The 15018-nt window shown below is 26.0% G+C and carries 9 protein-coding genes; 1 reads left to right on the plus strand and 8 read right to left on the minus strand.

Going from position 1 to position 15018, the window contains the following annotated elements; genetic code table 11:
* Window positions 1–13 precede the first annotated feature (13 nt).
* Window positions 14–742 carry an elongation factor P 5-aminopentanone reductase gene (ymfI, locus tag FYJ26_RS02385; protein ID WP_154539259.1) on the plus strand — a complete coding sequence of 243 codons (729 nt, stop codon included), beginning with the start codon at window positions 14–16 and terminating at the stop codon, window positions 740–742.
* Here the strand turns inward: ymfI and FYJ26_RS02390 are convergent.
* The 8 genes from FYJ26_RS02390 to FYJ26_RS02425 all read right to left on the minus strand — a co-directional run bounded on the left by FYJ26_RS02390 (window position 723) and on the right by FYJ26_RS02425 (window position 15008).
* The gene (locus tag FYJ26_RS02390) at window positions 723–4118 is read right to left on the minus strand and encodes a UvrD-helicase domain-containing protein (protein WP_154539261.1); all 3396 of its coding nucleotides are present in this window, start codon (window positions 4116–4118) and stop codon (window positions 723–725) included. The two genes, ymfI and FYJ26_RS02390, sit on opposite strands and share 20 nt — an antisense overlap.
* Window positions 4111–7488, minus strand: a complete 3378-nt coding sequence (locus tag FYJ26_RS02395) for a PD-(D/E)XK nuclease family protein (RefSeq protein WP_154539263.1) — start codon at window positions 7486–7488, stop codon at window positions 4111–4113. Before FYJ26_RS02395 ends, FYJ26_RS02390 begins: the two co-directional genes overlap by 8 nt.
* Window positions 7485–10535, minus strand: a complete 3051-nt coding sequence (locus FYJ26_RS02400; RefSeq protein WP_154539265.1) for an AAA family ATPase — start codon at window positions 10533–10535, stop codon at window positions 7485–7487. Before FYJ26_RS02400 ends, FYJ26_RS02395 begins: the two co-directional genes overlap by 4 nt.
* A complete protein-coding gene (locus FYJ26_RS02405; RefSeq protein ID WP_154539267.1) occupies window positions 10532–11632 on the minus strand; it encodes a metallophosphoesterase family protein in 1101 nt (366 codons plus the stop codon). The genes FYJ26_RS02400 and FYJ26_RS02405 overlap by 4 nt, the downstream gene beginning before the upstream one ends.
* Window positions 11632–12351 carry a YaaA family protein gene (locus tag FYJ26_RS02410; RefSeq protein WP_154539269.1) on the minus strand — a complete coding sequence of 240 codons (720 nt, stop codon included), beginning with the start codon at window positions 12349–12351 and terminating at the stop codon, window positions 11632–11634. Before FYJ26_RS02410 ends, FYJ26_RS02405 begins: the two co-directional genes overlap by 1 nt.
* Before the next feature lie 205 nt (window positions 12352–12556).
* Window positions 12557–13354 (minus strand): metal ABC transporter permease, encoded by a 798-nt coding sequence (locus FYJ26_RS02415; protein WP_154539271.1) that lies wholly within the window; start codon window positions 13352–13354, stop codon window positions 12557–12559.
* A complete protein-coding gene (locus FYJ26_RS02420; protein WP_154539273.1) occupies window positions 13347–14012 on the minus strand; it encodes a metal ABC transporter ATP-binding protein in 666 nt (221 codons plus the stop codon). Before FYJ26_RS02420 ends, FYJ26_RS02415 begins: the two co-directional genes overlap by 8 nt.
* Complete coding sequence (locus FYJ26_RS02425) at window positions 14013–15008, minus strand: metal ABC transporter substrate-binding protein (protein WP_154539275.1); 996 nt, start codon at window positions 15006–15008, stop codon at window positions 14013–14015.
* Between the last annotated feature and the right edge of the window lie 10 nt (window positions 15009–15018).

Genomic DNA, 15018 nt, shown 5'->3' on the forward strand with positions numbered 1-15018 from the left:
TTATAATCAAAGTATGAAAACAGTAATTATTACAGGTTCGTCAAGAGGAATTGGTGAAGCTATAGCAAGAAAATTAAATAAATCTTATAAATTGGTCTTAACTTATAATAAAAGTGAAGAAAAAGCTATTAAGCTTATGGAAGAACTTAGACAGGACAATCCTTTTGTTATAGCTGTTAAATGTGATGTAAAAAAGAAAGAAGACATAAATAGACTATTTGATTTAGCTGAAAAAAACTTCAACAATGTTGATATACTCATTAACAATGCTGGAATTTCATACTTTGGACTAATACAAGATATGAAATATGAAAAATGGAGGGAACTTATAGATACAAATCTCTCTTCTATATTCCTTACTTCAAAAAGAGCTATTCCAAATATGATCAAAAATAAAGATGGGGTCATTATCAATATTTCATCTATATGGGGTGAGTTCGGATCAAGTATGGAAGTTGCTTATTCAGCGTCGAAGGGAGGTATAAATGCTTTTACTAAAGCTCTTTCAAAAGAACTTATACCATCAAATATAAGGGTAAACGCCATAGCTCCTGGTATAGTTGATACAGACATGACAAAAAATGACCTTACATATGAGGATATATTATATCTTAAAGAAGATTTAATCCAAAAAAGATTTGCAAATTCAGAAGAAGTTGCAAATCTTATAGAATTTTTAATATCAGATAAAGGAGCTTATATTACTGGCTCTATTTTTGATATTAATGGTGGATTTTATTAATTTCCTCAAATTCTTTAAAGTTATACCAGTATATATATAACTTTGAAACTTTTTTAGATAAGGCTTTTTCGATAGCTTCTTTATATATTTGAAGTTGTCTATCATAAAAGCCTTCTCTTTTTATAGTGTCAGTTTTAAAATCTATAAGTATAACGTCGTCCTTTTCAAACATCATATCTATCTGACCATTTACATAAAAGTCAAAATATTTCATAAGAAAAGATTCTTCTTTCTTTATATTTATATCTTTCTTTATAAGATCTTTTATTATTTTTGAATTGTAAAAAGCCAAAATCTTATCAATTTCTATATAAGCTAAATAATCTTTTTTGATTTTTCCCAAATTTACCAACTTATTTAGCTGTTCTTTAACTTCATTCTCACTGTAAACTTTCACTTCTAGTTCTTGAAAAACTTTATGAATTAAAGATCCCTTATCTGTTGGAGTTAGTTTAATCTTATCATCAATAAAAGATGGTTTTCTAAAATCCAATTCAATCTCCTTTATATCAAAAGATGATTTTTCATACCCTTCACTAGATTTATCAAAATCTTTAGCAATTTCTGTTACTGATTTTTTCAAAGATCTATTAGTTTCATCAAGTTTAGGATAAGTAAAATCGTGGATTTTTTTAAGATCCTTATAAATATTTTCATCAATTGATTTTGAATCTATGAAATCATCTACAGACAAGTATTCTTTTTCTATACCCTTAATCTCTTCGTTTATATAAGAAATTTCTAAAGAACCTCCTGAAAAGCAATCTGTTGTAAAATCCTTATCAATAAACTCACCCATAATCTTATCTTCCATAAGAATTTTTATAATCCAATCCATATAGGAATTCAAATCTAGAAGAGAATCTTTACTATCAAGTTTTAATAGGCTGTCTTCATCCAAATCTTTTTTACCAACTATTATAAGTTTTCTTTCACAACGAGTTAGGGCTACATATAACACTCTCATTTCTTCTCTTTTATCAGAAAGCTTCGACTTTTCAAGTATTAAATCTCTTCTTATTGATGAGATTTTAACCTTATTAGTCCAATCAGCTACATTTATTCCTATTCCTAAATCCTTATCTAATAGTAAATCTTCTTTGCTATTTTGGGTATTAAATCTTTTAGCTGAATCTGCAAGAATTACAACCTTAAACTCAAGACCCTTTGACTTGTGTATTGTCATAATTCTTACAAGATCTTCTTCATCTGATAAATCTCTTGAACTTTGAAGATTTCCTTTATTTTGTCCTTTAAGATTATCTACATATGATAAAAATCCAAATAATGAATTATCATTAGTCTTATCATAATCATCCATTAGTTCTATAAAAGCCTCTATATTTTTTACCCTTTCATCACCCCTATCTCTTGCCTTAAGAAAATCATATAGTCCTGATTTTTCAAAAATAGTATTAGCAAAATCAAAAAGGTTTGATAAAGATAATATATAGGTAAAGTCTGTAAAGATTGTTAAAAAATCCGAAATCTTTAAGGCAATTTCATCATCAAACATTTCATGATAGGATTCAAAAGCCTTATAAAATTCTCTTCCCTCACCTTTTAGCCTTATAAGAGATAAATCATCTTCACTAAAGTTAAATATCTCACTTCTAAGTATAGCTAAAAGGGTTATATCATCCTTTGGGTTTGCTATATATTTTAATATATTAATAAAGAAATCAACTTCTATTGTGTTAAATGATATTTTAGATATATCAGATACAAAAGGTATAGACGCTTTTTTTAGCTCATTTTCAATTAGATAGGACTTTGATGATGACCTAAGTAAGATTGCTATATCTCTATATTCGATTCCAGATTTTATAAGATTTTCTATCTCATTTACTATATATGTTTCTTCTTTTATATTTTTATTTAATGCTCTTATAGAAACCTTAGGATATGGATCGTCAAATTTATTGTGAGGATTTAACCTATGATTATCATCTTTGTAGGCTATATTTGATAAATCTTTTGTCATTAGCCTATCAAATATATAGTTATTAAAATCGATTATATCCTTATCAGTTCTAAAGTTTTTAGATAAGTTTATCCTTGTAGATTTTGAATCTTTCTCATATAAGTCAAGTTTTTCTAAGAACAATTCTGGTCTTGCATTTCTAAAGCCATAAATTGACTGCTTAACATCTCCTACAAAAAACAAATTGTTATCTCCTTTAATTTTATCAACTATATAATTTTGTATATCATTTGAATCTTGGTACTCATCAAAGAATATATATTTAAACTCAGATTTAAGTTTATTTCTTAAACCTTCATTTTCTAATAAATTTATAAATTCATGCTCCATATCAGAAAAATCCAAATAATTTTTCTCTCTTTTTTTTCTTTTGTATATCTTCGAAAAATCTTTTACTAGTCTATTTATCTCTTTTAGTAATCTCTCTTCTAAAGGATTAAAAAATGACCTTGTAATAGAATCTGTATTTTTAATCATTTCCTTTAAAGCATTATAATCATCCTTATATGAATTCTTTTTTTGCTTTATATAGGAGTTATTATAAGGATCATCTGCTTTTGACTTTGTTACCATACGTGCTAGCGAATTATCAAATAAATTAACCACTCTATCCCAATTGCCATCATTTATATGAGTTAATATTTTTTCAAATAATTTCCTATCTTCTTCAATCATTGAAATATACTTATCTCTCATAGCCCTATCTATTATATAAGTCTCAAGGACTATGGCTTTTTTAAGTAAATCTTTTACCTTTTTCTCTATGAATTCAGTAAATTTATTAAAATCATTATCTATATTTAGCTTTTCATCAAGCCAATTTTCTGGATTAATTTGACTTTGGCTAAAATCATAGACTTTTTCTATTACATATTTAGCATCTTCATCATTACGACTTTTAGCAAAATTATGTAAATATTGCCTAAATGAATCATAATCTTTGGCATAATTTTCTTCAAATAATTCATCTACTGCATCTTTTCTTAATATAGCTTCTTGTGAATCGCTTGCTATCTTAAAGCTAGGAGATAGTTTATCTACTAGATAAAAATTCTCCCTTAACATATCAGCACAAAAAGCATGAAGAGTTTTTATATAAGCATCATTTAATGATCTAATCTGCTCTTTTATAAAAGACCTATCAAAATTTTCTTTATTTAAAAGTTCATTTAATTTAAGTCTTATCCTATCTTTCATCTCAACTGAAGCCTTGTTGGTAAAGGTAACTATAATCATCTCCTTAATTGAGATTTTTTCTTCAAGCATAAGTCCTACTACCCTATCAACTAAAACTCTCGTTTTACCACTTCCTGCAGCAGCCGAAACAATTATATTTTTACCTCTTTCATTAATGGCTAAGGCTTGATCTTTTGTAGGATTGAACTTACTCATTATCGAGCTCCTTTTTTATATCTTTAATACTTAAGTTCTTATCTATATCCTTAAATTTGTCTTGATCTATACTATAGTCGAATTTACAAATAGATCTATATGGACAAATCTGACATTCATAAGTAGATTCATTTATCCTTATAGGATTTAGGGCTATATTTCCACTTTTAATTTCTATTATATAATTTGAAATAAGTTTTTTAATAAACCTTTCAAGAACTTCTTCTTCCTCTACAGTAAATATATTTTTTGCTCCTCTTTGAATTTTAAATATATCTGAATTTTTCCCATCATAATCTGTATCAAGAAGTTTTAAAACTTCTTCATTTATCTTAATTATAAGTCCATTCATTTTAAGTTTATCATTATAAATTTTTTCTATATTTTCTTTATCATAACTTGACTTAAGACTTTTGACCTCATCTTTTAGAGGAAGATAAAAGCTTGCTACAGGTTTTAAATAATCTTTACTTTTCTCTGAAATTTTTCCCTTTACAGAAATCATATATACAAACAATTGAAGTTCAATTCCATTAAGGATATTTTCAATTTTTATATCTTTTGAACCAGTTTTGTAGTCTATTATTCTTATATAGTCGCCATACTTATCTATTCTGTCTATTCTTCCTTCAAGATAATTTTTACCATCTACATAGACTTCTGGGTAGGCTTGATTTTTTCCATACTTTTCTTCAACAGTATCTATCTTAAATTCACCTTGTTTAATTTGTTCTAGTATTTTTTTAGATGAATTCTTACTAGATTCATATATATTTGATAGAATAAATTTGTTTTTATTATCACTTGCCCTAACCTTATCAAGTGAAAGCTTAATGGATTGCTTAAAGTTATCTTCTACAAGCTTATCTAAACTTTCCTTATCTATCTTATCTATATCTTCATTTATAAGTTTTCTAGAAATCTTCTCCATATTATAATGAACTATGTTACCAAGTTCCATATAGTCAATATCTAAGCTTTCTAAGTCTCTTGCTTTAAGTCCATAATTTACAAAATACTTATAAGGACACTTGGCATATGCTTCTATTTCTGATACAGTGAACTTATTTTTATTATATAAATTAAATGCTATATTTTTATTTAAGATCTTTTTATCTTTACTATAATTAAAGCCCTTTAAAAATAAGCCATAAGATCTTGTTTTGGCATCATTGTAAATTTTATCTTCCTTTGAATCTTTTTTAAATTTTAGATAGGTTCTTGTTATATTTTTCTCATCATCCTTTATTTTTTCATTTCTTTTAACCTTCCACAGATTTGCATAAGAAAACTCATCAAGCTTATCTTTTGAATACTTCAATAGGTCATATCTTTGGCCTGTTATTTTTCTTATACTTGCTTTTGGAAAAATCTGTATGATATCAGCAAGACTTGATGAAATATTCATAGCTTCATTTGACTTATTTATGAGAGAATAAGAAAAGAAAATTTTCTTAGATGTAGTTATCATCCTCAATAAATTAAGTAATTTCTTATCATCCTTATTGTCTTCATATATTTTAAGATTTATATTTTCATTTTTTAGTTGATTTTTTTCTTTTTCAGAAATTAAAGTATATGAATTGTTAGAATTTGGAAAATATAGGTCATTCATACCAATAAAGATTTTAATATCCCTATCATTGATTCTATCTTTATCAAAATCCCCAATTAATACTTGATCTATGGCAGGTGGAATGATTGATATTGTAGTATTTTCACAAGCTTTTTCTATAAGCTTATATATCATATTTAAACTAATCATACCTTCACCTAAAATAGCTACAACTTGCTCTAATATAGTCATAAACTTATTCCATATTTGACTATTTTCTTCATATATAGAAAGATCTTTTTCTTTAATATTGTCTTGATAATGTCTAAATCCATTTTTTATAAGATTGTTGTCGAGTGTATAATATATAAGATTTACAAGTTCACTTGCCTTATGTATGTCTTTCCTATACTCATAAAGTGGTTTTATAAGCTCAACTATTGATTTTCTAATAGAATTTACAGCTAAAAGTTCTTTTTGCTTCTCATCTTTAAGCTCTTTTTTCCCTTCATAATATTCTTCATCAAGTTCAAAATACTTGTCTTCGAAAATCATAGAACCTTTTATTTTTCTCTCACTCATATAATTTTGAAAGCTAATTACTCTTTGAAGGGAATTTTCTCCAAAATCTAGCAAACCACTTCTAATAAAGCTTTCTAAATCTTCTTTTCTAAAGTTAAAGACGATTATCCTAAGTAAAGATAGCCAAGTTTTGAGAACAGAATTTTCTGTCATTTTTTTAGACTTGTCTATAAATATAGCTATATTAAGCCTATCAAAAATTCTTTTTATAATATTTTCATACTCACTGGCATTTGCCATTACTATGGCTATTGATGAAAAAGAAGTTCCTTCTCTTATTAGTTTTTCTATAATTAAACCTGCATTTTCGACTTCATTTGTTGATGAAATAGACTCGAGAAAATATATATTTTGAGGCTCTTTAGGATAAATTTTTGGCCTATATTTTTCAAAATTTTCATAAAGATGTTTTATATCTTCAAAAGAATCTCTTTTATTTATTGGTATAATCCTTATCTTATCAAGTTCTTTTAATCTTTCTATGAAATTAAATCCTTGATCAAATATGGACAAGTCATTTGACATATTATTTTCATAATATTCCTTATCTACAGATATAGATACACTTATTTTTGCTCCTATTTTTATTAATTCCTTAATAAAATCAAGTCTTAAATCAGATAATAAATCAAACTTATCAAAATAAAAATTAGTGTTTTTTAAAAATTCACAATTTTTAATATTTTCCTTTATAAAAGATAACTCATCTTCACTATCAAGATAAGTTTTTTTAATCTTCTCACAGTATTTGTCATAAATAAGCTTAATTTCCTTAAATTTAAGTCTTGTCATAGAGTCTATATTGTCATTTTCTTCTATTGATTTAAAAAAATCATCATCAAAATAGTATTCCTTGATATTTGAAAAAAATTCAGATAACTCATTTACAAAATCTACATCATCAGCTTTATTAGAAAAAAGTTTTAGCTTATCATCTAATTTGTATAAAATAGATGTAATAATAATTGTCTTAGATGTTTTACTCAAGCTCTCTTTTTTATTTATAGTAAGTCTTTGTTTTAAGTAAGTAATTAAAGACTTAAATGATAAAACCTTAGCATCCATAACAGCATTAAATTTTATGCTATTTATAAAATCCATATCACTTTCAAGAGTATATTGTTCTGGAACTATTAAAAAAGATTTTTCCTTATTTTCTAGTTTATTTTCTATTTCCTTATATATATAAAGTGAATTTTCTTCTGGAAATTTACTCATAATTATATTAATCATACAATGACCTCCAAACTTGAACCATCAGTTTTTGAGTATGTGACTTCAATTTTTGCATCAATTGCATCTTTTAATTCCTTAACATGGGAAATTAGACCTATAAATTTATTGTTATAAGATAGTTTTTCTATAGTTCTTATAGTCTTATCTAAATAATCATCAGACAATGTTCCGAAACCTTCATCTATAAATAAAGTATCTATTTTAATACCACCATTTTCTTGACTAATAGCATCTGATAGACCAAGGGCTAAGCAAAGTGATGCAATAAAACTTTCTCCACCAGAAAGTGAAGCTTCGCTCCTAAGTTTTCCAGTATTGGCATCTAATATTTCTATATCAAGACCAAAGTTTTTTCTTTTGTCAGAACTTTCAGTTTTTCTTTTCATAATGAATTGTCCATCAGTCATATCTTTAAGCCTAATATTTGCATAATGTAAAATTTTTCTAAAATAATTAGTAAGGACAAATGTTTCAAGATTAAGTTTTTCTACACCTTTTTTCTTAGACAATGAACCATCGCATATCTTTGATAACTTATACAAAATTGCATCTTCTTTATGAAGTTCATTTAGGTTTCTATCTATACTTTCTATTTGATCTTTAGTATTAGATAATTTAGATAATCTTAGTTTTAAGTCAAATATTTTATCATCTATTTTCTTAACATTACTTTTTAATAAACTTATCCTATCTAAAACAATATTTAAATCAATTGGTTCCTTATCTTTATATTGCTCCAAACTTTCAATTTTTATTTCAATAGTTTTAAGCTTATTAAAGTATTCCTCAATTTCATCTTTTTTAGATAAATATTCTTTAGCCTTACTAAGTACTAATAAAAACTCCTTCTTACTTTCAAAGTGTTTATTCAATTTCTCCTTAAATTCCCCCTCTTGTAAGTCTCTTCTTTTTTTATTTTCCTCTATAAAACTATCATATGTTTTATCTAAAGAGATTAATGATTCATATTCTTTATCTATTGCATAAAGTTTTTCCTCATAATCTTTAATCATTTTTTCATCTTGCTCTAGTAAATATTTTTCTTTTTTTGATTTTTCTAAAATCTCATCATTATTATAAATCCCTAATTCCTCTTTTTTTATATCATATTTTTGCTCAAGTTTTTCAATATCATCAAAATTTTTAAATCTTAAAAGCTCTTTTTTATAAGAATCTATTTCTTCATTTAAGTCATTTAATTTTTTATCTAAGATTTCTTTCTCATCACTTATATCTTTTGACTTCTCTCTTGCTTCCTTTATTTCATCTTTTAATTTGTCTAGATTTTTATCTAATTCTATTTGTCTTCCTTTATAAAAGTTAGATTCTTTTAGGTCATAATTTATAGAAAACTTTCTATTTTTTTCATATTCTATATTGTTTCTAATACTTATATATTCCTCATTTATCTTATCAAAGTCTAAATCTTCTATATCTAGAAAGGTAATCTTTTCATAGTGGATACTTCCACAGACTGGGCAGACTCCCCTTTCATCAATCTCTTTTCTAAAAGTATTAATTATTTTGTTTCTTCTTATGTTTTTAGCTTTTTTAAGTAAGCTTTTAGACTTTTCTAAGTCTTTAGATAAGTCTACAATATTTTTTTTAGATATATTAAATTCTTCAATTTTTTTATCATTTTCTACAGAAAGATTATATAAATTTTTATTTTCATGATTTATCTTATTTGCTTTAAGTCCCTTATCATTTAATTCTTGAATTTTATCATTAAGCTTAATTATAATATCTGATTTTTCATTGATTTTATCTTTAAGTAAATTTCTTTCTTCATCTTTTTTTTCTATCAAGGATTTTAATTCTTTCGATTTTTCAAAGTCTTTTTTAAATTTATTTACTTCATCTGCTAATATTTTTAATTCATCAAAGTCTTTTAATATCTCATTAGCCTTTAAAATATTTTCTCTTTTTTTACCAAGTGATGATTTTACTTTATCTATCTCATCTTTTTCATTATCCAAAGACTCTTTTGATATTTTTAAATACTCTAATTTTTTTCTATTTTGAGATTTTTTCTCATCATATGTTTTAATATTTTTCTTACTTTCACACAAGTTTTTGTAGTAAGGATAAAGCATATCTGCTTTTTGACTTAAGTACAATTTTTCTTTTCTTTCTAAGAAATCTTCTTTTTTTATTAATAGTTTACTTTTATCATTTTTTAAGTTATTAAGATTTTTAATTTGATCATTTTGATTTTTGTATAAACTATATTCTTTGTTTTTATCTTCAAGATTAATATTTACCTTATTTTTTTCAATTTCTATTTTAGATAATTTTTCTCTTGCTTTTTTACTATAATTATCTATAATATCATAGATTATCTTAAAGTCTTTAAGCTCTATTTGCTCATCAGTAATTATATCATCAAGAAATTCATTTTTTCTTATTTCTATTTTCAAACTTTTTGATATGTTATCAAGGTTTTTTTTAGAGTCCCTACTTTTTTCCTTTAATAATTCTTCTATATCTTTATAGATATTAGTTCTAAATATTTTTGATAAAAGTTCCGCCTTATCATCAGATGAGGATTTTAAAAACTTTGAGAATTCTCCTTGGGCAAGAATCATGACCCTATTTAATTGATTGTTATCAAGGCCAATAATTTCTTTTATAAGCCTATCAACATCATTTATCTTATCAGCTAATAGTATTTCCTTACTATCTTTATATTCATACAATTGTGCACTATGTTTTACACTTACATTATGTCTTGTCTTTTTGGCTATTTGATTTGGAATTCTTTTTACCCTATAAAGTTTTCTATCTATTTCAAATTTCAAATCTACATAAGTTTCTTTATCATTGCCACTTAAAAAATCACTTCTTATATCTTTTTTATCAAAACCTTCTCTTTGAATTTCTCCAAATAAGGCAAAACTAATAGCATCAAAAATTGAAGTTTTTCCACTACCAGTATCTCCTGATATTAGAAATATCTTTGAATCATATAGCTTTGTAAAATCTATAGAAGTTTTATTCTTGTATGTCATAAAACCATACATTTCTAAACTTATAGGCTTCATTCTAGCACCCTTTTTAGTATACTTTCTTCATTTTCCGGCATTTTCTCATCCATTTTAAATTCATAAAATTTCTTAATTATTTCAAGAGTTGATAAATTTTTGATATCTATATCAATTTTGTCACTTATATCTAGGTTTTGATCATATTGATATTTTATACTAACAGCATTTGGAAATTTAAGCTTTAACTTTGCCATCGGTGAATCAATTGGGTTTTTATCCTTTAAGATAAATTGTATATAATCATTTGAATCTTTCATTTTTAAGATTTTCTCAAAATAATTATCTATTACTCTAAAATCATTTAAAGCTTTAATCTCTATTTCTTTTATCTTTAGATTATCATTTAAGTCTATTATACTCACAGTTTTTCTTTGATTTACTTCTGAAAAAGAATACTTCATAAAACTTCCAGAATATCTTATTTTTTCATCTAGAACAAAGTGCTTTCTATGGAGGTGTCCTAATGCTACATAGTCAAATTTCATAAATAAATGAGCATCCATTGCATCATTTCCACCAATGCTTAAGGGTTTTTCTCCCTCTTGTATTTCTAATGTATCTTCATTTGCACTTTCATTAGCATAACAATGGCTTATAAGAACATTTCTATCCTCATAATCAATATCTTTAAGTAGTATCTTATATAAGTCATTAAAACTTTCTATATTTGGATCTATTTCACTTCTTGCACGAGCAAGGGATATAAATGGTATAGGATAGAAATTAATAGTACCAAATGAATCTTCAAAACTAATTTTGTTAAAAAAACTGTCTCCATAAACAAAATAATTTGATTTTTCAAAAAAACTCTTAGAAATTTCTAACCTTTTTCCTGAATCATGATTGCCTGCTATAGCAATTACTTTCTTTTTAAATTTGAAAACAAGACTATTTATAAAGTCATCATAAACTTTCATAGCTTCATTTTTTGGAATGGATGTATCAAAAATATCTCCTGCAATGATAATTAAATCTACATTTTCTCTTTTAACAATATCAAGAATCTGATCCAATCCATACTTTTGCTCCTCAAGTAGAGAGTAATTTCCAATCATTTTACCTATATGAAGATCTGATAAGTGAAGAATTCTCATTAATTTTCCCTCACAAAAATAAGTTCATCTTTTGTTGAGTTATATTGATCATAAATATAGTCATCTATCTGAATCTTTTTAATATCTTCAATATCACTTATTTTTTCATTAATAAGATATTTCAACATCTTTCCACGCATTTGCTTTGTATAAGATACTATTGACCTTATCTTGCCATTTCTATTCTCTTTAAATGTTAAGGTCAGAAGGATTTGCCCTTTTTTTAGATATTTTCTTAATAGAGAGGAATATTCTTTGCTGGCAAGATTAATTATATAGTCTTCATCTTCATATACTTTTTTATAAATCTTATCAGCCCAAAATCCATGCATATCTAATTTTTTAGAATCCATGTAGAGCCTATAATCACTTATACCTGTAAAGGGTCTGCATAAACCATAAAGTGCTGATATTATATAAACGTGATTATTTAAATAATCTAGATCATTAAAATCTTCTTTATTAAATTGCTTAAAAACTAAACCATCATAGGAAAAAAGAGCTGGATTTTTTAAATTATCAAAATCAAACTCCTTATAGTCATAATATGCCTTTATAGCAAGCTCATCGTTGCAAGAAAACATATTGGCAAGATCCGAAATACTATATTGTCTCATCATTTCTACAAGCTCTCTTGTCTCTCTTTCAAATATTAAATCTTCTGTTTTTTCTCTATCATATTGTATAAACCTTTTTGCAGGTGAAATTATAATCTTCATATCTAACCTTTCTATTTATCTCTTTTAATAATTATAACATAGAAAAATAAGCACAAAAAAAGAGTCAATGCATATTGTAAATTTCTATCTTTGCAATATTACACGTTTCTCTTAGATAATTTGCTAACAAACTTACTTTCTCATTAAGATCAAACTATCTTAGAGAGACTTGTAATTGATTTTGCAAAGATTAATTCAATTTGCATCAACCCATCTTTTTGAATTTTTGGATTATTAAAGAAAGTACCATTCCAATTACTGCTATAACAACTATAGCCCCTCCTGGCTTTATTCCTAGATAAAAACTTGCTGATATACCTAACATCATATAAATTATTGCTATAATTATAGACTTTATAAAAGTTTCCTTATATGATTTTGATATCATAAGTGAACTTGCAACAGGTAAAACCATTAAAGATGATATCATCAAAGCTCCTACTGTTTTTGCTGAAATAGCAACCGTTATTGCAGTTAAAAATGTAAATATAGATGATACCAGTTTTGAATTAACTCCAGAAAGTCTCGCCATTAAAGGACTAATAGAATTATAAAGAAGTGGATAATAAAGGTAAAGACTAAATAATAATACTAGTAAAAAAATCACGCTTACTATAATTAAATCTTCCTTAGATACACTTGTTATTGAACCAAATAAAAATGATTCAAAACTCGTTCCACCAGGTGTAAAATCCGACATAATAGCTGCAAGTCCTATACCAAGACTCATTATAATTGCTGTTGCCATATCTCCAAAACTATTAAATTTTTTCCTTATTAACTCAATTGCAAAACTTGCTATAATACATATTAATACAGATGTAAATATAGGATTTATACCAATTATAAGTCCTAGGGCAACCCCTGCAAGTGATGAGTGAGAAAGAGCATCACCTATCATTGATGTCCTTCTATTTATCATCACAATACCAATCATAGGTATTATTATAGAAAGCATTAGTCCTACAAGTAGGGCTCTTTGCATAAATGCATAACTAAGCATCTACTATCCTTCCATTCTTAAGTCTAATTTCTCTTTTTGAAAAATCTCTTACAATATCCATCTCATGACTTATCATAAGAATTGTGATATTGTGTTTGTCATTTAAGTGTGTTAGAAGCTTTAAAAATTTTCTTTTAGATTTTTCATCAACCCCAACTGTAGGCTCATCTAAAAGAAGTACTTTTGGATCATTGACCATAGCTCTAGCTATCATAACTTTTTGAGCCTGTCCTCCTGAAAGCTTGTTAAAGGGCTCATCTATCAAATTCCCTATATTTAAAATATCGAAAATATCATCTACCTTTTCAAAGCACTTTTTACTTGGTCTATTAAAAATATTGAACTTATTATATAAGTTTAATACTACATATTCCCTGCTAGTTATGGGAAAGGACAATTTACTGGAATCATTGATTTGGGGTACATAACCAATTTTTGTATAGTCATTAAAGTCTTCTATAGCTTCTCCAAACAACTTAATCTCTCCAGATTTCTTTTTTAAATCATTTAATAGCAATTTTATTAAAGTAGATTTTCCCGATCCATTTTCACCTTGAATCGTCAAAAAATCTCCCTGATAAAGGTCAAAACTTAACCCTTTAAGGATATCTTCCTTATTATAGGAAAAATATAAGTCTTTAACTTCTACCTCTTTCATTTATTCTAGACTGCTTTCTATTAATTCGAGATTTTCTTTAAGTAATTCTTGAAGAGTTTTATTTTCTTTCAAATCTTCATCATTAGCATATTCTATAGTGTTTATAGGCTTTATATCAATAGATAATTCATCGGCAAGAGTTTTTACATTTTTATCAGAACCACCTTTTTCATAAAATACAACACTTATATTATTATCCTTAATGTAGTCTATAGCTTTTTTCATAGTATTAGCATCTGTTTCATTAGTAGATGTAATTGAAGTTAAGGCAATTTGTTCGAGATTATAATCTCTTGCAAGGTATGAGAAAGCTTCATGGTCAACTAAAATCTTTCTATTCTTCTTATTTTTTAATAAGTCACTATACTTACTGTCAATTTCTTCAAGTTCTTTTTTTATTTTTTCAAAGTTTTCTTGGTAATATTCTTTGTTAGTTGAATCTATTTCTCCTAATTTATTAGCTATATTATTAGCTTGAATTATTACATTCTTAGGAGACAACCAAATGTGTGGATCGTATAAACCATGCTCATGATGATCCCCTTCTTCATGGTGATCATGTTTATCCTCATCTTCATGATTATCGTGTTTATCTTCATGGTGATGGTCATCTTCTTCTGATTTTATTAAATCAACACCTTTTGATGAGTCTAAAATTTCTACATCTACTGAATTTCTCACACTATCTGCCCATGATTCCAAACCTGCTCCGTTTAAGATAAGAAGCTTTGCACCTGAAAGTTTTGCCATTTCTTTTGCTGATGGTTCAAAATCATGAACTTCTGTATTAAGATTAGTAAAAGATTCTACATTATACTTATCCCCTGCAATTTGTTTTGTTAAATTATATATAGGATAAAAAGATGCATAAATAGTTTCTTTGTTTTCACTTTTATTTACTTCATTTGAATTTATTTTATCTTTCGTTTCATTTTTTGCACACCCTGTTATAAATACACAAAGCACTAACAAGATACCTAGTAATTTTCTTTTCATATAACCTCCT

It is taken from the genome of Anaerococcus porci (assembly GCF_009696575.1).
In the GTDB taxonomy this organism is placed as follows: domain Bacteria; phylum Bacillota; class Clostridia; order Tissierellales; family Peptoniphilaceae; genus Anaerococcus; species Anaerococcus porci.